Below are 23138 nucleotides of genomic sequence, written 5' to 3'. Positions count from 1 at the left end.
ATGCCCGGGCTCGACCCGGGCATCCGGCGGGCGCCGGCTGCGGCGAGGGGCCGTTGCTGGATCGCCGGGTCGTTTTCCGGCGATGACGACAGAGAGTGGGGCGCGGGCGGTGCTCTTCGGCGGGGGGGTCAGGGGGTGGCGCTCTGCTGGGCCTCGGCGGCTGCCAGCGCCGTCATGTTGAGGACGCCGCGCGAGGTGACGGAGGGGGTGAGGATGTGCGCCGGCATGGCAGAGCCGAGCAGGATCGGCCCGACATGGAGCGCGTCCGTCATCACCTTCAGGAGGTTGAGCGCGATGTTCGCCGCGTCGAGGCTCGGGAAGACCAGGAGGTTCGCCTCGCCCTCCAGCCGGCTGACGGGCATGCTCTTCCGCCGCAGGTCCTCGTCGAGTGCCGAATCGCCCTGCATCTCGCCGTCGATCTCGAGATCCGGCGCGGTCGCCCACAGGATCTGGGCCGCTTCGCGCATCTTGCGCGCGCTCTCGCTGTCCTGCGAGCCGAAGTTCGAATGCGACAGGAGCGCGACCTTCGGCGGGATGCCGAAGCGCTCGATGTGGCGGGCGGCGAGCAGCGCGGTGGCGGCGATCTCCTCGGCGGTCGGATCGTGCCGGATCAGCGTGTCGGTCAGGAAGGTGGCGCCGCGGCCGGAGAGGAGCAGGCTGAGGGCAGAGAGCCCCTTCACGCCCGGCGCCATGCCGATGATGTCGCGGATGTCACGGAGATGGCGCTCGAAGCGGCCCTCGATGCCGCAGATCATGGCGTCGGCCTCGCCGCGCTTCATGGCGATGGCGCCGATCACGGTGGTGTTGGTGCGCACGGCGGTGCGCGCCGCCTCCGGCGTGACGCCGCGCCGGCCGACGAGCGCGAAATAGAGGTCGACATAGTCGCGGTAGCGCGGGTCGTCCTCGGGGTTCACGACGGCAAAGTCGCGGTCGGGGCGGATGCGCAGGCCGTAGCGCTCGAGGCGGGACTGGATGACGCCCGGGCGGCCGATCAGGATCGGCTCGGCGATGCCGTCCTCAAGCGCGATCTGGGCGGCGCGGAGCACGCGCTCGTCCTCGCCCTCGGCGAAGATCACGCGCTTGCGCTCCGCCTTCGCGGCCGAGACGATCGGCTTCATGATGAGGCCGGAGCGGAAGACGAAGCGGTTCAGCCGGTCGTGGTAGGCCTCGAAATCCTCGATCGGCCGCGTCGCGACGCCGGATTCCATCGCCGCGCGCGCCACCGCCGGCGCGATCCTGAGGATGAGCCGCTGGTCGAAAGGCGAGGGGATCAGGTAGTCCGGCCCGAACACGCCGGAAACGCCGCCATAGGCGCGGGCGGCGATGTCCGACGGCTCCTCCTGCGCGAGCGCGGCGATCGCCTCGACCGCCGCCATCTTCATCGCCTCGTTGATCTCGGTCGCGCCGACATCGAGCGCGCCGCGGAAGATGTAGGGGAAGCAGAGGACGTTGTTGACCTGGTTCGGGAAGTCGGAGCGGCCGGTGCAGATCATGGCGTCGGGCCGGGCGGCGCGCGCCACTTCCGGCATGATCTCCGGCACCGGGTTGGCGAGCGCCATGATGAGCGGCCGGTCGGCCATGCGCTTCACCATCTCCGGCTTCAGCACGCCGGGCGCGGAGAGGCCCATGAAGACGTCGGCGCCTTCGATCACGTCGGCGAGCGTGCGCGCCTCGGTAGCCTGGGCGAAGGCGCCCTTCCAGCGGTCCATCAAGGCGGCGCGGCCCTCATAGACCACGCCCTCGATGTCGGTGACCCAGATGTTCTCGCGCCGCGCGCCGAGCAGGACCAGGAGCTCCAGGCAGGCGATGGCGGCGGCGCCGGCGCCGGAGGTAACGATCTTCGCGTCCTCGATGCGCTTGCCGGCGAGGAGCAGGCCGTTGCGGATCGCCGCGCCGACGATGATCGCCGTGCCGTGCTGGTCGTCGTGGAAGACGGGGATGTTCATGCGCGCGCGCAGCTTCGCCTCGATCTCGAAGCATTCCGGCGCCTTGATGTCCTCCAGGTTGATGCCGCCGAAGGTCGGCTCGAGGGCGGCGACGACATCGACGAAGCGATCGGTCTCGAAGGCGTCGACCTCGATGTCGAAGACGTCGATGCCGGCGAACTTCTTGAAGAGGACGGCCTTGCCCTCCATGACCGGCTTGGAGGCGAGCGGACCGATGGCGCCGAGGCCGAGCACGGCGGTGCCGTTGGAGACGACGGCGACGAGATTGCCGCGGATCGTGTAGTCGGTGGCGAGCGCGGGGTCGTCCGCGATCGCCCGGCACGGCGCGGCCACGCCCGGCGAATAGGCGAGCGCGAGGTCGCGCTGGTTGCCGAGCGGCTTGATGGCCTGGATCTCGATCTTGCCGGGCCGCGGATAGCGGTGGAAGAACAGGGCGTTCGCGTCGAGGTCGTTCGTCGCCGGGGGCTTTTCGATCATCGGTTTCCGCTGGTCTTCGAGAATTCCGTCCCGGCAGTCTATTCGAACCGTTCGGCGAAAGTGGCAAGCCCCGAGCGGGAACGACGTGCGGCGGAGGCGGGCGAACCGCTGCATCCGGATCGCGGGCGCTGCTGCTGGATCGCCGGATCAAGTCCGGCGATGACGACGGAGAGGGAGCACCTCGGAGCAGGCCCGGCGACGCGCCCGCCGGCACGAACAGCCGCCGGTCAAGGCGTTGCAGGCGACCTGAGGCGGGGCGCCGCGGTCAGCGCTGGAGGGCGTGGAGGAGGACGAAGCCGGTGCCGGCGGGGAGCCGGCCGCCGCGGTCCTCGATGCCGCCGGCGAGGCCGGCGCTGCCGCCGATGAGGCCGATGATCGCGGCCGCGTAGATCATTCTGAACATGCAATGGTCCTCCTCATGCCGGAGGAGGTGTAGGGGCGCCGGCTTGAACCTCGGCTGAGCCGCCGATTCAGGAACCGTTCAGGATGGTTACCCGGTGGGAGGCCCGGCAGCGGGGCGGGCGGCGGGCGCATGGCGCGGCACGGCGAGCGCCGCCATCAGGAGGATGCCGAGCGTCGTGCCGTTGAGAACGTGCCAGAGGAAGTGCGTGCCGGCCGGGTTCGCGTCGCAGAGCGGCAGGTCGGCGATGCGGAAGCCGAGCGAGACGGCGAAGACGGCGCCGGCGGCGAGCAGCATCGCGCCGGGCGGGGCCGAGCGGGCGCGCAGGACGCCGCCGATGCCGAGCATGGCGAGGAGGGCCGGCACGTAGCCGGCCGAGCCGCCGAGGAGCGGGCGGAGCCCTGCCTCCAGGCCGGCCGAGAGCCCGGCGAAGGCGACGAGGCCGACGAGCGTCGCGATCAAGCCGAGGCCGAGGAAGCGGCGGAGCGCGAGGCCGAGATAGAAGTAAATGAACAGCGCGATCGGCAGCGTGTCGGCGAGCATCGACCAGCGGTTGGCGAAGGTGTGGAAGAGGAAGGAGCCGATGCCGATCAGCGCGACGAGTGCGACGAGGAGCGCGACGGGCCGGTCGTGCCGGCGCGCGCGGCGCATGCGCGCGGCCGCGAGCGCGGCGGCGACGAGGAAGGCGGCGTTGGAGACTGCGTTGAGAGGCTCCGCCCAGAAGCCGGGGCCGAGCCTCTCGCAATAGATGTCGATCGGCGCGAACCAGTCCATCGGGCACCTCGCGTGGGGCTGCAGCAGGTCTCGGGCGGCATGCGGCCGCGCTTTCTCTTGACGGAACCGGGGCCGCGGGTCCATATCGCGGCCATGAACGGCGAGACCGGAACGCCCCTGGCGGCGATCATCTGCGGGATCATCATTATCGGCTAGCAAACCGCTGGCTGGACCCGTTCGCGCATCCCCTCAAAGTCGATCCGAACGCCCCGGCCAGCGGCCGAGGTGGGCATGAGCGACAAAGACGCGTTCCGGGGCCTGCGGCTCCACAACACGCTGAGCCGGCAGAAGGAGGACTTCGTCCCCTTCGACCCCGCCGACGTGCGCATGTATGTGTGCGGGCCGACGGTCTACGACTTCGCCCATATCGGCAATGCGCGGCCGGTCATCGTCTTCGATGTGCTGTTCCGGCTGCTCCGGCACCTCTACGGCGAGGCGCACGTCACCTATGTCCGCAACATCACGGACGTGGACGACAAGATCAACGCGCGGGCGGCCGAGGAGCATCCCGGCCTGCCGCTCAACGAGGCGATCCGGCGCGTGACGGAGGAGACCGAGGCGCAGTTCCATTCCGACATGGGCGCGCTCGGCGCGCTCCGCCCGACCCACGAGCCGCGCGCCACCGAGCACATCGAGGGCATGAAGCGGATGATCGAGAAGCTCGTCGCCCGCGGCAACGCCTATGTCGCGAGCGACCACGTGCTGTTCTCGGTGCCGTCCATGCCGGATTACGGGCGGCTCTCCGGGCGCCCGCTCGACGAGATGCTCGCCGGCGCGCGGGTCGACGTCGCGCCCTACAAGCGCGACCCGATGGACTTCGTGCTGTGGAAGCCCTCGAAGCCCGGCGAGCCGGCCTGGGCCTCGCCCTGCGGCATCGCCGCGCCGGGGCGGCCGGGCTGGCACATCGAGTGCTCGGCCATGTCGGAGGCGCATCTCGGCGCCGAGTTCGACATTCACGGCGGCGGCATCGACCTCGTCTTCCCGCACCACGAGAACGAGCTCGCCCAGTCGCGCTGCGCCCACGGCGCGCCGCTGATGGCGAAATACTGGATGCACAACGGCTTCCTGCAGGTCGAGGGCGAGAAGATGTCGAAGTCGCTCGGCAACTTCATCACCGTCAACGCGCTGCTGAAGGACTGGCCGGGCGAGGTGATCCGGCTCGCCATGCTGCAGACGCAGTACCGGCAGCCGATCGACTTCACGCAAGGCGGGCTCGGCGAGGCCGCGAACACGCTCCGGCGCTGGCGGCGGCGGTTCGCGGCCGGCGAGGCGGTGGCGGCGGCGGAGCCGGACGCCGGTTTCCTGGCCGCGCTCGAGGACGACCTCAACACCCCCGCCGCGATCGCCCGGCTGCATGAGCTGTTCCAGGAGGAGGCAGCGGGGCTGCCGGCGGCCCACGCTTCGCTGATGCTGCTCGGGATCGACCTCACGCGCGATCGCGCGATCGACCGGGACGCGGTCGAGGCGCTGATCGACGCGCGGAAGGCGGCGCGGGCCGCCAAGAACTGGGTGGACGCGGACCGGCTCCGGGCCGAGATCGAGGCGATGGGCGTCGCCGTGATGGACGCCAAGGACCCGGCGACCGGAGAGCTGGTCACGACATGGGAGCTGAAGCGATGAGCGAGGCGATCACCGGCGGGTGCCAGTGCGGCGCGGTGCGCTACCGGATCGAGGGGGCGCTGGAGAAGCCGACCATCTGCCATTGCCGCATGTGCCAGAAGGCGTTCGGCTCGTTCTTCGCGCCGCTGGTGCGCGCGCGGAAGAGCGATTTCGCGGTCACGCGCGGGACGATCGCGATCTTCCGCAGCTCGGACGTCGTGGAGCGGGGCTTCTGCTCGGCCTGCGGGACGCCGCTCACCTTCGAGGAACTCGGGCGCGACGCCATCGACGTCTCGATCGGCTCGCTCGACGACCCGACGCCGGTGAAGCCGCTCCTGCAGTACGGGATCGAGGGGCGGATGCCGTGGTTCGCGGAGCTGGCGGCGCTGCCCTCCGTCACGACGGGCGAGGGCGAAGGGCCGGAGCGGGTCGCGGCGATCGCCGCGTCGAACCACCAGCATCCGGACCACGACACGGCGACCTGGCCGCTGCAGGGAGAGGGCCGATGAAGGAGCGCCTCCACCTCTTCGACACGACGCTGCGCGACGGCCAGCAGACGCCGGGCGTCGATTTCAACCTGGAGGACAAGCTCCTCATCGCGCGCATGCTGGACGAGCTAGGCGTCGATTACGTGGAGGGCGGTTATCCGGGGGCCAACCCGACGGATACGGCGCTCTTCGAGAAGAAGCGGACGCAGCGGGCGAAGTTCACCGCCTTCGGCATGACGAAGCGCGCCGGGCGCTCGGTCGAGAACGATCCCGGCGTGGCCGCGCTCATCGCGGCGGAGGCCGATGCGATCTGCTTCGTGGCGAAGAGCTGGGACTACCACGTCCGCGTGGCGCTGGGCTGCACAAACGAGGAGAACCTCGAGGGCATCGCGCAGTCGGTGGCCGCGGCGAAGGCGGCCGGGCGCGAGCCGATGCTCGACTGCGAGCACTTCTTCGACGGCTACAAGGCGAACCGCGACTATGCGCTCGCCTGCGCCCGCACCGCCTACGAAGCCGGCGCGCGCTGGGTCGTGCTGTGCGACACGAACGGCGGCACGCTGCCGGAGGAGATCGAGCGGATCGTCGCCGACGTCGGGCGGGTCGTGCCGGGTGACCATCTCGGCATCCACGCCCACAACGACACCGGCCAGGCGGTGGCGAACAGCCTCGCGGCGGTGCGCGCCGGCGTGCGCCAGGTGCAGGGGACGCTGAACGGCATCGGCGAACGCTGCGGCAATGCCGACCTCATCACGCTCATCCCGACGCTGATGCTGAAGGCGGACTATCGCGACCGCTACGAGCTCGGCGTGACGCCGGCCGCGCTCGCAACCCTCACGCACGTCTCGCGCGCCTTCGACGAGATCCTGAACCGCGCGCCGAACCGGCAGGCGCCCTATGTCGGCGCGTCGGCCTTCGCCACCAAGGCCGGCATCCATGCCTCGGCGATCGTGAAGGAGCCGGAGACCTACGAGCACGTGCCGCCGGAAGCGATCGGCAACCGCCGCCGGGTGCTCGTCTCCGACCAGGCGGGGAAGGCGAACCTGCTCGCCGAGCTCAACCGCCTCGGCATGCAGATCGACCGGGGCGACCCGCGCCTCGACGGGCTGCTCGCCGAGATCAAGGAGCGCGAGGCGCAGGGCTACGCCTACGAAGGCGCGGACGCCTCGCTGGAGCTGCTGGCGCGGCGGCGGCTCGGCAGCGTGCCGGACTTCTTCAAGGTCGAGGGCTTCCGGGTGAACGTGGAGCGCCGCTTCGACGCCATGGGACGGCTGAAGACGGTTTCGGAAGCCGTCGTGAAGGTGAATGTCGGCGGCGACGTCCGCATGTCCGTGGCCGAGGGCAACGGCCCGGTCAACGCGCTCGACCGGGCGCTGCGCAAGGACCTCGGCGACCTCAACGCCTGGATCGACGACCTGGAGCTCGTCGACTACAAGGTGCGCATCCTGAACGGCGGCACCGAGGCCGTGACCCGCGTGCTGATCGAGAGCCGCGACGGCGAGGGCAACCGCTGGCTGACCGTCGGCGTCTCGTCGAACATCATCGACGCCTCGTTCGAGGCGCTGATCGACGCGGTCAACTACAAGCTCCTGAAGGCATCCACCGGCGAGGCGATGCCGGCGGCGGCGGAATAGTCACATCCGGCGGATCGGCTCGGACGCGGCGGTCGCCTCGAGCGCCTCCGGGCGCCGGCGCGCGGCCGCCTCGATCAGCATCGGCACGATCTGGTCCGGATCGTCGGCGACGAGGCAGGAAACCTCCATGCCGGCGCGGATGAAGCTTTCGTCGCGCATGCGGTCGAGGAGCGCGACGAGCGGGTCCCAGAAGCCGTTGACGTTGGCGATGAGCACGGGTTTCTCGTGCTGGCCGAGCTGCGACCAGGTCATCTGCTCGACGAGCTCCTCGAGCGTGCCGACGCCGCCGGGGAGCGCGACGAAGGCGTCGGCGCGCTCGAACATCAGCATCTTGCGCTGGTGCATGTCCTCGGTGACGATGAGCTCCGTCACGTCCGCGAAGAGACGCTCCCGCTGCTCCAGGAAATGCGGGATGATGCCGGTGACGGCGCCGCCGGCATCGAGCGCGGCGCGCGCGAGCACGCCCATCAGGCCGACCGAGCCGCCGCCATAGACGAGGCGCAGGCGCGCCTGCGCGAGCGCGCGGCCGAGCCGCTCGGCGGCGTCGGCGAACGCGGGATCGAGCCCCCGTCCGGAACCGCAATAGACGCAGACACTTCGAAGCTTTGCCATCGGCGACCGCATCGCACCCGCCCCGGCGGGCGTCAAGTCGCGGCGGCGGGTTCCGCATTTGCTTGAGCCGGCCCGCCCATAAGCATAAAAGGCTGTAAATGCTGGCGAGACGGCGCCGGTTCCCTCCTCAGAGAAGTACTGAAGATGCCCACGCCCCTGAAGTATCTCGTATTCGCCTTCGGGCTGGTGATCGCGGCGGGCGCGGGCGCTCTCGTCTGGCACGAAGCGCGGCGGGAGCCGGCGGTCGCGGAGCGGCAGGAAACGCCGGCTCCCGCGCCTGCCGCGGGGACGGCGGCGGCGCCGGAGGCGGGCGATGGCGCTCCCGCGAGCGATACGGCCGCGGCGGGACCGGGCGCGCAGCCGCCGGGCCAGAGCCAGCCGGCCCGCGCGACCCAGGACGAGATTCCGACCTTCGACATCGTCCGGGTCGAGCCGACGGGCGCGATCCTCGTCGCCGGGCGCGCCACGCCCAATGCGGAGATCGAGGTGCTCTCGAACGGCAACGTGGTGGCGCGGACGCGCAGCGACGGCTCGGGCGCATTCGTCGCGGTGCCCGACGCGCCGCTCGCGCCGGGCAGCCACAACGTGACGCTGCGGGCGAAGCCGGAGGGCGAGGCGGCGAGCGATTCGGAACAGCAGGTGGCGGTCGCGGTGCCGGACCGGCCGGACCAGGAGCCGCTCGTCGTGCTGAACGAGCCCGGCGCGCCGAGCGAAATCCTGTCGCGACCTGGCACGACCACCGTGGCGGCGCTGGAGCCGAAGCAGGACGCCGCCGGCGGGAACGCGGCAGGGGCTTCCGGCGGGGACGGCGCGGCGGGACGCGCCCAGGAGCAGCAGGCGGCCGCACCGGCAGGCGGAACCGAACGGCGCACGACGGCCGGCCCGGAGCCGGAGACGCGCCCCGCGCCCGAGGCGCGCGACAATGCCGGCGCGCCCCCGGTCGGGACGTCGGCCGGCACTTCGGCTGACGGGACGCCGGCAACAGGAGAGCGCGACGCGGAGGTCGCCGCAGCGACGCCGCAGGCCGCCGAGGCGCGGACGGACGCGCGGGAGACGGCTGCGGGCGCCGCAACGGAGCAGGCGGGGGGTACCCAGGCCGCCGACACCCAGGCTGCCGACACTCAGGCTGCCGAGACTCAGGCAGCCGCACCAACCGAGACGACCGCCGCCACACGCGAAGCCCCCGCGGCCACCGCCGAGCCGCCGGTCGCCACCGCCGATGCCCGGCAGCCGGCCGGCGCGTCCACGGACGGTGCAGGGGCAGCGGGCGCGAGCGACGGCGCGCCGTCCGCGGAGCCTATGGCCACCGCCGATGCCCGCCCGGCAGGCGGCCCGTCCGAGGCGGATGCAGCGGCAGCGGGCACGCGCGATGGCGCGCCGGCGGAGAAGCAGGCGCCCACCGTCTCCGTCGACGCGGTGGAGACCGAGGACGACAGACTGTTCGTGGCCGGTGCCGCCAAGCCCGGGCTGAAGGTCCGCGTCTATGTCGACAACGAGCTCGTCGGCGAGACCGAGCCGACCGCGGAGGGGCGCTGGCTGCTCGAGACGGACAAGGCGATCAGGGAAGGGGACGTCACGGTGCGCGCCGACCAGATCACGCCGGGGACGGCCGACGTCGAGGCGCGCGCGGAGGTGCCGTTCGTCCGGCGCCTCGACCAGGCGTCGCTGGTTCCCGCCGCCCGCGGCGGCGCGGGGACGGGCGCGAGCGTCGACGCCGACCTGCCCGGCCCGAACGCCGTCATCATCCGCCGCGGCGACAATCTCTGGACCATCTCGCGCCGGACCTACGGCAAGGGCGTCCGCTATTCGACGATCTACACCGCCAACAAGGACCAGATCCGGAACCCGAACCGGATCTATCCGGGCCAGGTCTTCGTGCTGCCGACGCGCGACGAGGCGTGGACCGAGGCCACGGAGGCGGTCCGCTAGGGCGCGGCGCACCGGCCGGAGCGGACCGCGCCGGCCCGGATTGGCCCGGATCGGATCGGGGGTCGGATGCCGGCGCCGGAGGCGGCGGAGTGAACGGCCTTGCAGTCATCGTATATCGGCGATATACGATTTCGATCATCACACTCCGGACGATCCCTTGACCATGACGACCGACAGCGAGCCGGAAGCGCGGCTCTGCGAGCAGCTGCGCGCGCTCGGCCATCCCGTGCGACTGGCGATCCTGCGCGCGCTGGCTGAGCGCTCGCGCTGCTGCTGCGGCGATTTCTGCCGCGACCTGCCGCTCGCCCAGTCGACCGTGTCGCAGCACCTGAAGGTGCTGACGGAAGCCGGGCTCGTGCGGCTGGAGAAGAGCGGGCTGCGCTCCAACTACACCATCGCCGGCGACAGCCTGGCGGGACTCAAGGGCGCGCTCGACCGCCTGTTCCGCGAAATGCCCGGGGCGGATGCCGGCGCCGACCGGCACGCGGACACGCTCGCATGAGCCGGGCCATGACGGCCGCGGCGCCGCCCAAGGTGTCCGGCGACAGCGGGACCATGCTCGCCACGCTGCGGAACCTCTGGCCCTACATGTGGCCGGCGGATCGCCCGGACCTGCAGCGACGGGTGATGGTAGCGATCGCCGCGCTCATCGTGGCAAAGATCACCACGGTCATCATCCCGTATTTCCTCGCCTGGGCGACGGACGCGCTTTCGGGCGAGGGGACGCCGCCGGCGTTCCTGCCGGCCGCGCTCGCCGCGCCGGTCATGCTTGTCGTCGGCTACGGGCTCTTCCGCATCGTCTCGGTCGCCTTCAACCAGCTCCGCGACGCGCTCTTCGCCCGGGTCGGGCAGCATGCGGTGCGGCAGCTCGCGTACCGGACCTTCGTGCACCTCCACACCCTCTCGCTCCGCTTCCACCTGGCGCGGCGGACGGGCGGGCTTTCGCGCGTCATCGAGCGCGGCACCAAGGGCATCGAGACGGTCGTCCGCTACACCATCCTCAACTCGGTGCCGACCCTGGTCGAGCTCGCCTTCACCGCCGGCATCATCTGGTACCAGTTCGACTTCAGCTACGTGATCGTGATCGCGCTCACGGTCTGGGCCTACATCTGGTTCACCATCAAGGCGAGCGACTGGCGCATCGCCATCCGCCGGGAGATGAACGAGTCGGACACCGACGCCAATTCCAAGGCGATCGACTCGCTCCTCAACTACGAGACGGTGAAGTATTTCGGCAATGCGCGCATGGAGGCGACGCGCTTCGACGGCTCGATGGGGCGGTACGAGGGCGCCGCGATCAAGACCTGGACCTCGCTCGCCTGGCTGAACTTCGGGCAGACGGTGATCTTCTCGATCGGCATGGCGGCCTGCATGGTGCTGTCGGCGCGCGCCGTGCTGGCCGGCACGCAGACGATCGGCGATTTCGTGCTGATCAACGCGCTGCTGATGCAGCTCTCCATCCCGCTCAACTTCATCGGCTCGGTCTACCGCGAGATCCGGCAGGGGCTGACCGACATCGAGGCGATGTTCGCGCTGCTCGACGTCGAGCCGGAGGTGCGCGACCGGCCCGATGCGAAGCCGCTCGCGATCACCGAGGGCGCGATCCGGTTCGAGGGCGTCCAGTTCAGCTACGACCCGGACCGGCCGATCCTGAAGGGCATCAGCTTCGAGGTGCCGGCGAATGCGACCGTGGCGATCGTCGGGCCGTCGGGCGCGGGCAAATCCACGATCTCGCGGCTGCTCTTCCGCTTCTACGACGTCAGCGGCGGGCGCATCCTGATCGACGGCCACGACATCCGAGACGTCACCCAGGAGAGCCTGCGCGCGGCGATCGGCATGGTGCCGCAGGACACCGTGCTCTTCAACGACACGATCGGCTACAACATCCGCTACGGCCGGTGGGACGCCGGCGAGGCGGATGTCGGGCGGGCGGCCGAGATGGCGCAGATTGCCGGCTTCATCGAGGGCCTGCCGCAGGGCTACAGGACGCCGGTCGGCGAGCGCGGGCTGAAGCTCTCCGGCGGCGAGAAGCAGCGCGTGGCGATCGCGCGCACCATCCTCAAGGCGCCGCCGATCCTGATCCTCGACGAGGCGACGTCGGCGCTCGACACCGCGACCGAACAGGAGATCCAGTCGGCGCTCGACCAGGTCTCGCGCGGCCGGACCACGCTGGTGATCGCGCACCGCCTCTCCACCGTGGTCAACGCCGACCGCATCATCGTGCTGAAGGACGGCAGGATCGCCGAGCAGGGCACGCATGGCGAGCTGATCGGGCGCGACGGCCTCTACGCCGCGATGTGGGCGCGCCAGCGCGAGGCCGACGAGGCGGCCGAGCATCTCCGCCGGACGCGCGAGGAGGACGCCGAGGGCTTCGTGGTGCGCCGGCCGATCGCGGCGGAATAGCGGCGGGCCGCGCCGCCTTCACGGTGGCCGCGCCGCGCATCATGCCCTAAGACGGGCCTATGTCGCTCGTCCCCCGCTCCGTCCGCGAGGCCATCCATCCCGTGCACCGGGCGGGCTGGCCGTTCATCGCGATCACGCTCGCGCTTGCGCTCGTCCTCGGCCTCCTGTGGGGGCCGCTGTTCTGGCTGCTCCTGATCCTCGCCGGCTGGATGCTGGTGTTCTTCAGGGATCCGACGCGCGTGTCGCCGAATGCGCCGGGGCTCGTCATCAGCCCGGCCGACGGGCGCGTCGAGCCGCTCGTGACGGTGGTGCCGCCGGCCGAGCTCGGCCTCGGCCCCGAGCCGCGCCAGCGCATCTCCGTGTTCATGGACGTCTTCGACTGCCACATCAACCGCGCGCCGGTCGCCGGCCGGATCGCGAAGATCGCCTACAAGCCGGGCAAGTTCGTCAGCGCCGACCTCGACAAGGCGAGCGAGGACAACGAGCGCAACGGCTTCGTGATCGACACGGCCGAAGGGCACCGGCTCGGCGTCGTCCAGGTCGCGGGGCTGGTCGCGCGGCGCATCCTCGTCTGGACCAACGAGGGCGCGCTGGTCGCGCAGGGCGAGCGCATCGGCATGATCCGCTTCGGATCGCGCCTCGACGTCTACCTGCCGGAGGGCTCCGTCGTGCTGGTGGCGGCGCGGCAGCGCGCGATCGCCGGCGAGACGGTGCTCGCGCATCTTCCCGGCGCCGCGCCGCTCCCGCCCTATCCCGTGCGGGTCGACTGAGCGATGACGAGCCTCTTCCCGCCGCTCGACCCGAGGCCGGAGGGCCGCATGCGGCGGCTGCGGCGCGGGGTCCCGTTCCGGCACGTCGCGCCCAACCTCGTCACGCTGCTCGCGCTCTGCGCCGGGCTGACCGCGATCCGCATGGCCATCGAGGGCCGGTTCGAGCTGGCCGTTGCCGGCATCGTCTTCGCCGCAGTGCTCGACGCGATCGACGGCCGGCTCGCGCGCATGCTGAAGACGACGTCGCGCTTCGGGGCCGAGCTCGATTCGCTCGCCGACTTCGTGAGCTTCGGCGTCGGCCCGGCCTTCCTGATCTATGTCTGGCGGCTCGACGGCCTCGGCTCGCTCGGCTGGATCGCGGCGCTCGTCTTCGCCATCTGCGCCGGGCTCAGGCTCGCCCGCTTCAACGCGGCGCTCGCCGATCCGGACCAGCCGAACTGGCACAAGGACTTCTTCGTCGGGGTCCCGGCCCCGGCCGGCGCGATCTGCGCGATGCTGCCCCTGTTCCTCGACCGCATGGGCGTTCCGATGCCGGAGGAGGCGGCGGGCCTCGTCGCCGCCTACCTGGTGCTGATCGGGCTCCTGATGGTGAGCCGGTTCCCCACGCTTTCGGGCAAGCGGGCCGGCGCCCGCATCCCGCGCGAAGTGGTGCTGCCGGTGCTGGTCGCCGGCGTGCTCCTCGCGGCGCTCGCGATGAGCTACCCGTTCACGATGCTGGCGATCACCGCCGTCCTCTACCTCGGCCACATGCCGTTCGCCTGGGCGGCCTGGAACAGGCGCGCCGCCGAGCACGAGCGGGCCGAGCACGAGCGGGCCGAGATCGACGCGGCGGAGCGGAGCGACCACCAGGCGCCGGGCTGAACGCAGGAGCCGGTTTTCCGATCACTTCCTCGCGTGACGGTTTGCCGCCGGGGGGATTTGGCATAGCCTCCGAGCGGAGGCGGCGACGACATCGGGAGAGCCGGCATCGCTGCCGGCTGAGCGCAATGAAGAACAAGATCATCGCGGCGGCGACGCTGGCGCTCTGCGCCGTCCTCAATGCGGGTGCGCCGGCCGCGCAGGAGCGCGACGCGCAGCCACGCGTGCTCTTCGTGACCCACGGCGCGGCCACCGACGGCTTCTGGCAGGAGGTGAAGCGCGGCGCGGAAGCCGCCGCCGCCGATCTCGGCGTCGCCGTCGAATACCGGGCGCCGGAGACCTTCGACGTGCCGACCATGGCGCGGCTGATCGACGAGGCCGCGGCCGAGCGGCCGGACGGGCTCGTCGTCTCGGTCCCGGACGCGGACGCGCTGGCGCCGCACGTCCGGGCGGCGGCCGACCTCGGCATACCGGTGATCGGGGTGAATTCGGGGATGGACGTCTCCGCCTCGCTGGGCGCCAAGCTCCATGTCGGCCAGAACGAATACGATTCCGGGCGCGCGGCCGGCGAAAGGATGCGCGAGGCCGGCGGCAAGCGGGCGGTGTGCGTGAACCACCAACTCGGCAACATCGCCCTCGACCTCCGCTGCAAGGGCTTCATCGACGGCTTCGGCGGCTCGGTCGAGGTGCTGTCGGTCCCGCGCGACGGACCGAAGATCAGGGACGCGCTCGCCGAGCGGCTCGCGGCGGCGGAATCGATCGACGTGGTGCTCGCCCTCGGCGCCGCCACGGCCGGGGAGCCGGCGCTGGAGGCGGTCGCCGCGAGCGGCCGACCCGACAGGATCCGGTTCGCGACCTTCGACGTGACCGAGCCCATCCTGAGGGCGGTGGCGGAGGGGCGAGCGGCCTTCGCGATCGACCAGCAACCCTTCCTGCAGGGCTACCTGCCCGTCCAGTTCCTGGCGCTCCTGGCGCGCGAGGGCGTGATTCCGGTGTCGAACGTCCGCTCCGGCCCGATGCTGGTGGGCGCGGAGGAGGCGCGGGCGCGGCTCGAGCTGACCGCGCAGCGCCGGCCGTGACATCGCGCGTGGTGGACGTGGCCGCGGCGGGCCACTAAGCGAGGAGCGGGTCCGGAGCGGACGGAGGAAGACATGGCGGGGAACGGGCTGCGCGAGATCGGGCACTTCATCGGCGGCAGGAACGTCGCCGGCCGAAGCGGGCGCACGGCGGACGTGATGAAGCCGATGACCGGCGAGGTGCAGGCGAAGGTGGCGCTCGCCTCGCGCGAGGAGGTGCGGCAGGCGGTCGAGAACGCGCGCGCGGCGCAGCCGGCCTGGGCGGCGCAGAACCCGCAGCGGCGGGCGCGCGTGATGATCCGCTTCCTCGACCTCGTCCAGCGCGAATACGACGCGCTCGCCGAACTGCTCGCGCTCGAGCACGGCAAGACGGTCGCCGACGCGCGCGGCGACATCCAACGCGGGCTCGAGGTGGTCGAGTTCGCGATCGGCATCCCGCATCTGATGAAGGGCGAGTTCACCGACGCGGCCGGCCCCGGCATCGACATCTATTCCATGCGCCAGCCGCTCGGCGTGGTCGCCGGCATCACGCCGTTCAACTTCCCGGCCATGATCCCGATGTGGAAGTTCGCGCCGGCGATCGCCTGCGGCAACGCCTTCATCCTGAAGCCTTCGGAGCGCGACCCGGGCGTGCCGATGCGGCTCGCGGAGCTGATGATGGAGGCCGGGCTGCCGGCGGGCATCCTGAACGTGGTCAACGGCGACAAGGAGGCGGTCGACGCGCTCCTCGACGATCCGGACATCCGCGCCATCGGCTTCGTCGGCTCGACGCCGATCGCCGAGTACATCTACGGGCGCGGCTGCGCGAGCGGCAAGCGCGTGCAGTGCTTCGGCGGCGCCAAGAACCACATGATCGTCATGCCGGATGCGGACATGGAGCAGGCGGTCGACGCCCTCATCGGCGCCGGCTACGGCTCCGCCGGCGAGCGCTGCATGGCGATTTCCGTCGCCGTCCCGGTCGGCGAGGCGACCGCCGACCGGCTGATCGAGAAGCTCGTGCCGCGGGTGGAGGCGCTGAAGATCGGCGCCTCGACCGACCCGGAGGCCGATTTCGGGCCGCTCGTCACGCGCGAGGCGCTCCAGCGGGTGCGATCCTACGTCGATCTCGGCGTGGAGGAAGGCGCCGAGCTCGTCGTCGACGGGCGCGGCTTCACCATGCAGGGCTACGAGAACGGCTTCTACATGGGCGGCTGCCTGTTCGACCGCGTGACGCCCGACATGCGCATCTACAAGGAGGAGATCTTCGGCCCGGTTCTGTCGGTCGTGCGCGCCCGCGACTACGAGGAGGCGCTGCGGCTGCCGTCGGAGCACGAATACGGCAACGGCGTCGCCATCTTCACCCGCGACGGCGACGCCGCGCGCGACTTCGCCGCCAAGGTGAATGTCGGCATGGTCGGCATCAACGTGCCGATCCCGGTGCCGCTCGCCTACCACACGTTCGGCGGCTGGAAGCGTTCGGGCTTCGGCGACCTCAACCAGCACGGGCCGGATTCCATCCGCTTCTACACGAAGACCAAGACGGTCACCTCGCGCTGGCCCTCGGGCGTGAAGGAGGGCGCGGAGTTCGTCATCCCGACGATGCGGTAGAGGCTTTCCGGGTTCTGGACGGTTGCGCCTACTAACAAGGGGCCGCTCGCCGCTCTGTCAGACAGGCAGGTGCGACGGCATCACTGCTTCTGCATCATTGCAGTTAATGGTCACTTCTTCAGATTCCTGCCGAGACGGTGTATCCCGAACCGGCATCTTCGACGCTGGTCTGCTGATCGGTCCTCCGGCCGAATGTGCGGATCCGTCGGTCGATCAGCTTTTCACGCTCACGTACGAACTCAGGCAGGCATTCGACACGCCACAAGTCCGGGTCATTCGGGATTAGATGGCGCTCAAGGAAGTCCTCGTTGCGGGTCGTGATCCACTCGTCGAAAGGCGTGTTGCTCTTCTCCAGGTTCTCTCGACCCAAAAGCAGCTCAAGGTTCCCCAACCTGTCAACGCTCTCAAGAATGCGTTGGATGCGTGTCTCAGGCACGTTTGCTGCCATCAATGCTTTGCGATTTGCCAGCGAGCGGGGGATGATGTGGTCGATGTGGTGGCTGGTTACGCCCCAATTGTGGGTATCATAGAGGAGGCTGAGCGCAAGCAGGCATTGCCGCTGCCCATACCTGATGTCGAGGACACCCCCTGAATTCTCCTCGTTGAAGGTCGCAAGGCGCCCGCGCCTCGCCAAGCCGGAATTCAGCTCCGCAAACGGAAAGTCCTGCCCAGTACGAAGGGCCTCTCTAATGATGCCGCGAGAGATCGAGATTGCCTGATCCGAGGTGCCACTGAAGGCTCCGTTCAACAAGCTGCCAACCAGGAACCGGTGGATGTTGGCTGAATTGCGCACCTCGAACGGCGTTGATCCATCAAGTCCCCCTTTGATCTGGTGGATGTAATATGCCACGGGCATCAATGCATTAGCTGATGACAGGGTTTCTTTGTCAATGCCGAATGCATTAACTAATCTAAGTGTGTTCTCCAATGTGTGTTTTATCTGTGCCCACTGCTGCTCAATAATAGCAAGATTCTGATTGGTAAAATTATTCACCTTATATGTGACATCAAGATCGCTCAGAACTAAGCAGGATTTCATAACGAAATCCTTTGAGAGCGCATTGCGCGCTGCAAGACCGTCATTGAGGTAATCGACCAGATCGAATATTTCCTGTCGGGCGCTAACTCCGGTCCACTTCGAAGTTACCATTGAGAGAAGAAGGTCAGATTTTGAAAGCTTCGTCCCGCCGTCATTGGCGCGAATGAAGATGTCCAGAACTCGATCTAGAGATTGGTCCTTCTCGGTGTAATGGGCGATCACTTCGTCCTTCCAGACTACCCGATAGAGACGTTCCAGATTTCGCTCGATGATTCGCCGCTCCGGACGCGTCAGTCCCCCGGGCGCCGAATCTAGCACTCGGTCAGCAAGTGCATCAAACGCATCGTCGGAAGTGCAGTCGAGAATGTTTCCAACTTTGAACCAGCGGCGATCCATATCACTCCGTGGCTCGTGTTCGGCAAATCGCAGGCCGTACGTAATGCCAAGTTCGCCCTCGGCCTCCTCATCCTCGACAGTAGGCGATTTTAGAAGGTCAATGTAAAGTCTCTGGCGTGTCCACGCATCCGGATTGCCAGTGCGAGCGTATTTTCTCTTGGTCGTGTAAGAGCCGCGAAGGCCGATGAGTAGAGAAGTCAAACGCTGCTGTCCATCAAGCACCAGCGTCACTTCGCGCCCATCCGGTTCTACGAGTTCGTTGTGGGTCTCCCCTCTGCGAAAATTCTCGATGAACTTATAGATTTCCCAGTTGGTCCGCCGGTCTGGATCGATCTCCCAGAAGAGAAACGAGCTGATCGGATAGCCCTTCAGCAGGGAATCGAAAAGGGCAATGATTTGGTCAGGTTCCCATACGTAGGGGCGCTGAATGGCGGGAAGAAAGAGAGAACGGTTGATCTGATCGAGGACGCGAGCGATCGAGGTGGCAGCGTAGGACATCAAGCCTCTCCGGGTTCAGCGCACTCTGCTGACTTCGGCTACCGGTTGCAACGCGGCGCAAAGGAGACTCACAGGCGATTTCAGGGCCTCGCCGAGCTTCCTCACTGGAGGCCAATAACTGGGCCCTCCTGACCGACCCGTATCGCGCGGCAGCTTCTGCAACGAAGCAGGGGCAGCGGCGTTGTCTCTGCTGCCGGCGGTCGACGCGGGCGAGAGGGATCCCCGGACATGACGCGCAGGACCAAGGCCGGCTCGAACCTGGCGACGATCGGCCTTTACGCCCCGGCGGTCGTCGCCGCCCGGCTTCAGATGCTCGCGCTGGAGGTCTCGAAGCCGAGCGCGGCCGGGCGCCGCGAGGCGGTCGACATGGTGGCCGAGAAGCCGCTCGCGTTCGTGCTCGCGGGGCTCGCCGTGCAGGCCGAGCTGACGCGCCAGACGATGCGGTTCTGGCAGAGCGCGTTCGGGCTCTCGCGCCGGCGGCACTGGGACCACGAGGCGGTGGCGGCGGCGGCGCTGCGCCCGCTCGCGCGGCAGGTGCGCGCGAACGCGCGGCGGCTCGGCAGGTAACGCAACTCGCGGACGTCCGGGGGGCCGCTCGTCGAAGCGATCCTTCCGGTTCAATCCAGACGTTCGCGCTCACGCTCGGTCGGCCCGCGCGGCTTGACCCAGGAAGGCTCCTCCTCGGTCTGGTATTCCTCGAGCCGGTGGAAGGCGTCCCTGAGCGCCTCCGACCAGGCGTTCGACAGCATGTGGAAATAGGCGTCGTCGGCCTGGAGCCGGCGCTGCTCGCCGACGGCGAGCGTGTCCTTCCGGTAGATCAGCAGGTCGATCGGCATGCCGACCGAGAGGTTCGAGCGCAGCGTCGAATCGAAGGAGACGAGGAGCAGCTTCGCCGCGGTCCCCATGCGCATGTCGGGCTTGGCGACGCGGTCGATGATCGGCTTGCCGTATTTGTGCTCGCCGATCTGGAAATAGGGCGTGTCCTTCGTCGCCTCGATGAAATTGCCTTCCTGGTAGATCTGGAAGAGCCGCGGCGTGTCCTCCGCGATCTGGCCGCCGAGGATGAAGGAGGCCGAGAAGAGGCCGGGATTCTGGTCGATCGCCGCCTGGTCGATGCGCTGCACCTGGCGAATGGTCTCGCCGACGAGCCGCGCCGCCTGGAACATGGTGGTGACGGTCATCAGCGACGGATGGTCGGGGTCGCCGCCGCGGTCCACCCCCTCGTTGAGGAGGCTGACGACCGACTGGGTGACGGCGAGGTTGCCGGCCGAGAGGAGCACGACGACGCGGTCGCCCTTGCGCTCCCAGACGTGCATCTTGGAGAAGACGGCGATGTTGTCGACGCTCGCGCTGGTGCGCGTGTCGGAGGCGAAGACGATGCCTCGGTCCAGTCTCAGCGCGACGCAATAGGTCAAAGGGGAACTCCTCTCCGGCAGCCTATTGCTGCTGTTGCTGAACGACGACGTCGACATCGAGCCTCTCGCCCCCGCCGCCGCGGCGCACGCCGGTGATCGGCGCGGCCGAGGGGGCATCGAGGCCGCAGGCGAGCCGGACGTAATGCTCGGTCGGGCAGATCCCGTTGGCGGCGTCGAAGCCGACCCAGCCGAGATCCTCGACCCAGGCTTCCGCCCAGGCGTGGTGCGCGGCCTCCGATTCCTCGGTCGCGAGATGCAGATAGCCGGTCACGTAGCGCGCCGGAATGCCGAGGCGACGGGAAGCGGCCACAAAGATGTGGGTATGGTCCTGGCAGACGCCCGAGCGGCGCTCGAACGCCTCGGCCGCGGTCGTGCCGGAATGCGTCGCGTCCGTGTCGTAGGCCACATGGCCGGCGATCCCCTCCAGCAGCGCGTGGAGCTTGGCGAGCGTCGTGGCGCCCTGGATGCCGTGCGCGAACGCCTCCATCTCCGCCGACATCGCGGTGAGCGGCGTCGAGCGCAGGAACACGGCCGGGCTCGCCGCTTCCTCGGGCATGCCGACGAGGCCGCCCTGGTCCTCGGTCTCCACCAGCCCGGCCGCCGTGACGGCCCATTCGGAATGCGGCTCGGCGCTCGCCACCAGATGCGTGCGGTTGCCGAAGCCGTCGGTGTATTCCGCCGCCGCCTCCAGGCCGGGCGCCTCGAGGCGCCAGTCCACGATCCGCTGCATGCGGTTGCCGGCCGGCGTCAGGCGCAGCCTGTGGACCGCGAACGAGCCCGGCGCGGCGTAGGCGTAGCGGGTGGTGTGGCGGATCGAGAGCAGCATCGCCTCAGCCGAAGCAATAGTCGCTGGAGAGCGAGGCCGTGACCCGGTTGTTGCGGGCCAGGAAGTCGGTCAGGAACTCGTGCAGGCCCTGCTGGAAGATGGCGTCCATGCGCGTGCCGCAGAGCATCGCGCGGGTGTCGGCGATGACGTCGGCGCAGGGCGCGCGTTCGCCGTAGCAGGTGCCGAGCCCTTCGGCCGTGTCGGACAGCCAGTCGTAGCAGAAGCGCAGCGAGCGCGGCATCTCGGGCCTGAGGATGAGGAACTCCGCGACGTTCCAGGCGCGGTAGCCGCCGCTGAAGACGTGGCGGTAGGAGCGGTGGGCGGAGACGGACCGCAGGATCGTCTCCCACTGGAAGGTGTCGATCTCGCCCCCGACCGGATGGTTGATCGGCAGGAGGATGAAGTACTTCACGTCCATGATGCGGGCGGTGTTGTCCGCGCGCTCGATGAAGGCGCCGAGCTGGCTGAAATAGTACGTGTCGTCGCGCAGGATGGTGCCGAGGAGCGCGCCGCGGAAGAGGGCGGTGCGCTGGCGCACCCAGTCGAGGAAGTCCGGCAGGCGCGCCGTGGTGACCTGGCCGGGGTCGATCTGACCGAAGCCGAGCCAGGTCGAGTTCATCGCCTCCCACATGTCGCGGGTGATCTTGGTGCGCACGAAGCGGGCGTTGTCGCGCGCCATCCTGAGGCAGGACCGCACGGAGGAGGGGTTGTCCTCGTCGAAGAGGAGGAAGGCGAGGACCGTCTCGTCGCTGATCCGGTCGCCGTGCTTGTCGGCGTAGGCGTCGACCGCGCCGGCGCTCTGGAGGGTCGAGCGCCATTCCTCGCCGTGACCGTCGCCGCTCGTCAGCGCCATCCGGAACCCGGCCTCGGCGAGCCGCGCCATGTTCTCCGCCCGCTCCATGTAGCGCGACATCCAGAACAGGCTGCTCGCGGTGCGTCCCAGCATGTCAGTCCCTCAGCACCCAGGTGTCCTTGGTGCCGCCGCCCTGGGACGAGTTCACGACCAGCGAGCCCTTCTTGAGCGCGACGCGCGTGAGGCCGCCGGGGACGAGCCGCACGCGGTCGCTGACGAGCACGAAGGGACGGAGGTCGACATGGCGCGGCGCGAGCCCGCTCGCGGTGAAGGCCGGGCAGGTGGAGAGCGCGAGGGTGGGCTGCGCGATGTAATTGTCGGGCCGCTCCTCGATCTTGCGCCGGAAGGCGGCGAGCTCCTTCCGGCTCGCGGCCGGCCCGATCAGCATGCCGTAGCCGCCCGAGCCGTGAACCTCCTTGACGACGAGCTCGCCGAGATGGGCGAGCACGTGGGCGCGCTCGTCCGAAATCCCGCAGCGGTAGGTCGGCACGTTCTGGAGGATCGGGCGCTGGCCGGTGTAGAAGCGGATGATCTCCGGCACGTAGGCGTAGATCGCCTTGTCGTCGGCGATGCCGGTGCCGGGCGCATTGACGATCGTCACGCGCCCGGCGCGGTAGAGGTCGATCAGGCCGGGCACGCCGAGGGTGGAATCCGGGCGGAAGGTGAGCGGGTCGAGGAAGTCGTCGTCGATCCGGCGGTAGATGACGTCGACGCGGGCGCGGCCGCGCGTGGTGCGCATGTAGAGATGGCCACCGTCGACGAAGAGGTCCTGCCCCTCGACGAGCTCGACGCCCATCTGGTCGGCGAGGAAGGAGTGCTCGAAGAAGGCGGAGTTGAAGATGCCCGGCGTCATGACGACGATCGTGGGCTCGCCGGTGCAGGCGGCCGGGGCGACGGCGGCCAGCGTCTGGCGCAGGAGGGCCGGGTAGTCGCTCACCGGCGCGATGCGGTGGCTGGCGAAGAGGTCCGGGAAGAGATGCATCATCGCCTCCCGGTTCTCCAGCATGTAGGAGACGCCGGACGGCGTGCGGAGATTGTCCTCCAGCACGTAGAACTCGTTCTCGGCGACCCGCACGATGTCGACGCCGATGATGTGGCTGTAGACGCTGAGCGGCGGGTCGAAGCCGATCATGGCCGGCTGGAAGGCGGCGTTGCGGTAGACCAGCTCGGCCGGTATGCGCCCGGCGCGGATGATCTCCTGGCGGTGGTAGATGTCGTAGATGAAGGCGTTGAGGGCGCGCACGCGCTGCTCGATGCCGCGCTCCAGCAGGCGCCATTCCGACGCCGAGACGATGCGGGGGACGAGGTCGAAGGGGATCAGGCGCTCGAGCGCATCGTCGGAGCCGTAGACCGAGAAGGTGATGCCGAGGCGGCGGAAGATGGTCTCGGCTTCCTGCTGCTTGCGCTTCAGGAGCTCGCGCGGCTGCCGCGCGATCCATTCGTGCAGGCGGGCATAGGGCGGCCGGACCGTTCCGTCGCAGCCCGACATCTCGTCGAACGGCGGCGCCGCGCGCCGTCCGGAGATCTGAACCTGGTCCAAGTCCGCCGATCCCCCTCCCAT

The 23138-nt window shown here is 69.5% G+C and carries 20 protein-coding genes; 11 read left to right on the top strand and 9 right to left on the bottom strand.

Features of this window, described 5'->3' with window-relative positions:
- Positions 1–128: 128 nt before the first annotated feature.
- From ACUN0C_RS18180 to ACUN0C_RS18170, 3 genes are all read right to left on the bottom strand, one after another.
- On the bottom strand, positions 129–2423 hold the full coding sequence (locus tag ACUN0C_RS18180; RefSeq protein ID WP_445467821.1) for an NADP-dependent malic enzyme: 2295 nt from the start codon (positions 2421–2423) through the stop codon (positions 129–131).
- Positions 2424–2688: 265 nt separating this feature from the next.
- Positions 2689–2826: a hypothetical protein gene (locus ACUN0C_RS18175; RefSeq protein ID WP_445467820.1), complete on the bottom strand. Its 138-nt coding sequence runs from the start codon at positions 2824–2826 to the stop codon at positions 2689–2691.
- 87 nt (positions 2827–2913) lie between these two features.
- Positions 2914–3597 carry a ceramidase domain-containing protein gene (locus ACUN0C_RS18170; RefSeq protein ID WP_445467819.1) on the bottom strand — a complete coding sequence of 228 codons (684 nt, stop codon included), beginning with the start codon at positions 3595–3597 and terminating at the stop codon, positions 2914–2916.
- Positions 3598–3828: 231 nt separating this feature from the next.
- Between ACUN0C_RS18170 and cysS the strand changes: the two genes are divergently transcribed.
- From cysS to cimA, 3 genes are read left to right on the top strand one after another with little or no spacing between them, the layout of a single operon-like run.
- Positions 3829–5217 carry a cysteine--tRNA ligase gene (cysS, locus tag ACUN0C_RS18165; RefSeq protein WP_445467818.1) on the top strand — a complete coding sequence of 463 codons (1389 nt, stop codon included), beginning with the start codon at positions 3829–3831 and terminating at the stop codon, positions 5215–5217.
- Positions 5214–5705 carry a GFA family protein gene (locus ACUN0C_RS18160; RefSeq protein WP_445467817.1) on the top strand — a complete coding sequence of 164 codons (492 nt, stop codon included), beginning with the start codon at positions 5214–5216 and terminating at the stop codon, positions 5703–5705. Before cysS ends, ACUN0C_RS18160 begins: the two co-directional genes overlap by 4 nt.
- On the top strand, positions 5702–7315 hold the full coding sequence (gene cimA / locus ACUN0C_RS18155; RefSeq protein ID WP_445467816.1) for a citramalate synthase: 1614 nt from the start codon (positions 5702–5704) through the stop codon (positions 7313–7315). The genes ACUN0C_RS18160 and cimA overlap by 4 nt, the downstream gene beginning before the upstream one ends.
- On the opposite strand, the gene ACUN0C_RS18150 is transcribed toward cimA, so the two are convergent.
- A complete protein-coding gene (locus tag ACUN0C_RS18150) occupies positions 7316–7927 on the bottom strand; it encodes an LOG family protein (protein ID WP_445467815.1) in 612 nt (203 codons plus the stop codon).
- A gap of 144 nt (positions 7928–8071) precedes the next feature.
- Here ACUN0C_RS18150 and ACUN0C_RS18145 point away from each other — a divergent pair, with 144 nt between their 5' ends.
- The 7 genes from ACUN0C_RS18145 to ACUN0C_RS18115 all read left to right on the top strand — a co-directional run bounded on the left by ACUN0C_RS18145 (position 8072) and on the right by ACUN0C_RS18115 (position 16550).
- Complete coding sequence (locus tag ACUN0C_RS18145; protein WP_445467814.1) at positions 8072–9856, top strand: LysM peptidoglycan-binding domain-containing protein; 1785 nt, start codon at positions 8072–8074, stop codon at positions 9854–9856.
- A 163-nt stretch (positions 9857–10019) separates the two neighbouring features.
- Positions 10020–10358 (top strand): ArsR/SmtB family transcription factor, encoded by a 339-nt coding sequence (locus ACUN0C_RS18140; RefSeq protein WP_445467813.1) that lies wholly within the window; start codon positions 10020–10022, stop codon positions 10356–10358.
- Complete coding sequence (locus tag ACUN0C_RS18135; RefSeq protein WP_445467812.1) at positions 10355–12259, top strand: ABCB family ABC transporter ATP-binding protein/permease; 1905 nt, start codon at positions 10355–10357, stop codon at positions 12257–12259. The genes ACUN0C_RS18140 and ACUN0C_RS18135 overlap by 4 nt, the downstream gene beginning before the upstream one ends.
- Before the next feature lie 59 nt (positions 12260–12318).
- Positions 12319–13029, top strand: coding sequence for a phosphatidylserine decarboxylase (locus ACUN0C_RS18130; RefSeq protein WP_445467811.1), 711 nt, complete (start codon positions 12319–12321; stop codon positions 13027–13029).
- Between the two features lie 3 nt (positions 13030–13032).
- Complete coding sequence (gene pssA / locus ACUN0C_RS18125; protein ID WP_445467810.1) at positions 13033–13890, top strand: CDP-diacylglycerol--serine O-phosphatidyltransferase; 858 nt, start codon at positions 13033–13035, stop codon at positions 13888–13890.
- A gap of 125 nt (positions 13891–14015) precedes the next feature.
- On the top strand, positions 14016–14966 hold the full coding sequence (locus ACUN0C_RS18120; protein ID WP_445467809.1) for a sugar ABC transporter substrate-binding protein: 951 nt from the start codon (positions 14016–14018) through the stop codon (positions 14964–14966).
- An 87-nt stretch (positions 14967–15053) separates the two neighbouring features.
- Positions 15054–16550: a CoA-acylating methylmalonate-semialdehyde dehydrogenase gene (locus ACUN0C_RS18115; RefSeq protein WP_445467824.1), complete on the top strand. Its 1497-nt coding sequence runs from the start codon at positions 15054–15056 to the stop codon at positions 16548–16550.
- Positions 16551–16668: 118 nt separating this feature from the next.
- On the opposite strand, the gene ACUN0C_RS18110 is transcribed toward ACUN0C_RS18115, so the two are convergent.
- On the bottom strand, positions 16669–18483 hold the full coding sequence (locus ACUN0C_RS18110; protein WP_445467808.1) for a DUF262 domain-containing protein: 1815 nt from the start codon (positions 18481–18483) through the stop codon (positions 16669–16671).
- A 228-nt stretch (positions 18484–18711) separates the two neighbouring features.
- Between ACUN0C_RS18110 and ACUN0C_RS18105 the strand changes: the two genes are divergently transcribed.
- Positions 18712–19050, top strand: coding sequence for a hypothetical protein (locus ACUN0C_RS18105; protein ID WP_445467807.1), 339 nt, complete (start codon positions 18712–18714; stop codon positions 19048–19050).
- 50 nt (positions 19051–19100) lie between these two features.
- Here ACUN0C_RS18105 and ACUN0C_RS18100 read toward each other — a convergent pair whose 3' ends face one another.
- From ACUN0C_RS18100 to ACUN0C_RS18085, 4 genes are read right to left on the bottom strand one after another with little or no spacing between them, the layout of a single operon-like run.
- Positions 19101–19898, bottom strand: a complete 798-nt coding sequence (locus ACUN0C_RS18100; protein ID WP_445467806.1) for a peptidase — start codon at positions 19896–19898, stop codon at positions 19101–19103.
- Between the two features lie 22 nt (positions 19899–19920).
- Positions 19921–20724: a transglutaminase family protein gene (locus ACUN0C_RS18095; protein ID WP_445467805.1), complete on the bottom strand. Its 804-nt coding sequence runs from the start codon at positions 20722–20724 to the stop codon at positions 19921–19923.
- A 4-nt stretch (positions 20725–20728) separates the two neighbouring features.
- Positions 20729–21670, bottom strand: a complete 942-nt coding sequence (locus ACUN0C_RS18090; RefSeq protein WP_445467804.1) for an alpha-E domain-containing protein — start codon at positions 21668–21670, stop codon at positions 20729–20731.
- Between the two features lies 1 nt (position 21671).
- On the bottom strand, positions 21672–23066 hold the full coding sequence (locus ACUN0C_RS18085) for a circularly permuted type 2 ATP-grasp protein (RefSeq protein ID WP_445467823.1): 1395 nt from the start codon (positions 23064–23066) through the stop codon (positions 21672–21674).
- Between the last annotated feature and the right edge of the window lie 72 nt (positions 23067–23138).

This window comes from Faunimonas sp. B44 (assembly GCF_052655945.1).
This window is presented reverse-complemented; position numbering and strand designations above follow the sequence as displayed.

Excerpts from the sequence above, each read along its gene's own strand:
- ACUN0C_RS18180 (WP_445467821.1), bottom strand. The coding sequence starts at position 2,423 with ATGATCGAAAAGCCCCCGGCGACGAACGACCTCGACGCGAACGCCCTG.
- ACUN0C_RS18175 (WP_445467820.1), bottom strand. The coding sequence starts at position 2,826 with ATGTTCAGAATGATCTACGCGGCCGCGATCATCGGCCTCATCGGCGGC.
- ACUN0C_RS18170 (WP_445467819.1), bottom strand. The coding sequence starts at position 3,597 with ATGGACTGGTTCGCGCCGATCGACATCTATTGCGAGAGGCTCGGCCCC.
- cysS (WP_445467818.1), top strand. The coding sequence starts at position 3,829 with ATGAGCGACAAAGACGCGTTCCGGGGCCTGCGGCTCCACAACACGCTG.
- ACUN0C_RS18160 (WP_445467817.1), top strand. The coding sequence starts at position 5,214 with ATGAGCGAGGCGATCACCGGCGGGTGCCAGTGCGGCGCGGTGCGCTAC.
- cimA (WP_445467816.1), top strand. The coding sequence starts at position 5,702 with ATGAAGGAGCGCCTCCACCTCTTCGACACGACGCTGCGCGACGGCCAG.
- ACUN0C_RS18150 (WP_445467815.1), bottom strand. The coding sequence starts at position 7,927 with ATGGCAAAGCTTCGAAGTGTCTGCGTCTATTGCGGTTCCGGACGGGGG.
- ACUN0C_RS18145 (WP_445467814.1), top strand. The coding sequence starts at position 8,072 with ATGCCCACGCCCCTGAAGTATCTCGTATTCGCCTTCGGGCTGGTGATC.
- ACUN0C_RS18140 (WP_445467813.1), top strand. The coding sequence starts at position 10,020 with ATGACGACCGACAGCGAGCCGGAAGCGCGGCTCTGCGAGCAGCTGCGC.
- ACUN0C_RS18135 (WP_445467812.1), top strand. The coding sequence starts at position 10,355 with ATGAGCCGGGCCATGACGGCCGCGGCGCCGCCCAAGGTGTCCGGCGAC.
- ACUN0C_RS18130 (WP_445467811.1), top strand. The coding sequence starts at position 12,319 with ATGTCGCTCGTCCCCCGCTCCGTCCGCGAGGCCATCCATCCCGTGCAC.
- pssA (WP_445467810.1), top strand. The coding sequence starts at position 13,033 with ATGACGAGCCTCTTCCCGCCGCTCGACCCGAGGCCGGAGGGCCGCATG.
- ACUN0C_RS18120 (WP_445467809.1), top strand. The coding sequence starts at position 14,016 with ATGAAGAACAAGATCATCGCGGCGGCGACGCTGGCGCTCTGCGCCGTC.
- ACUN0C_RS18110 (WP_445467808.1), bottom strand. The coding sequence starts at position 18,483 with ATGTCCTACGCTGCCACCTCGATCGCTCGCGTCCTCGATCAGATCAAC.
- ACUN0C_RS18105 (WP_445467807.1), top strand. The coding sequence starts at position 18,712 with ATGACGCGCAGGACCAAGGCCGGCTCGAACCTGGCGACGATCGGCCTT.
- ACUN0C_RS18095 (WP_445467805.1), bottom strand. The coding sequence starts at position 20,724 with ATGCTGCTCTCGATCCGCCACACCACCCGCTACGCCTACGCCGCGCCG.
- ACUN0C_RS18090 (WP_445467804.1), bottom strand. The coding sequence starts at position 21,670 with ATGCTGGGACGCACCGCGAGCAGCCTGTTCTGGATGTCGCGCTACATG.
- ACUN0C_RS18085 (WP_445467823.1), bottom strand. The coding sequence starts at position 23,066 with ATGTCGGGCTGCGACGGAACGGTCCGGCCGCCCTATGCCCGCCTGCAC.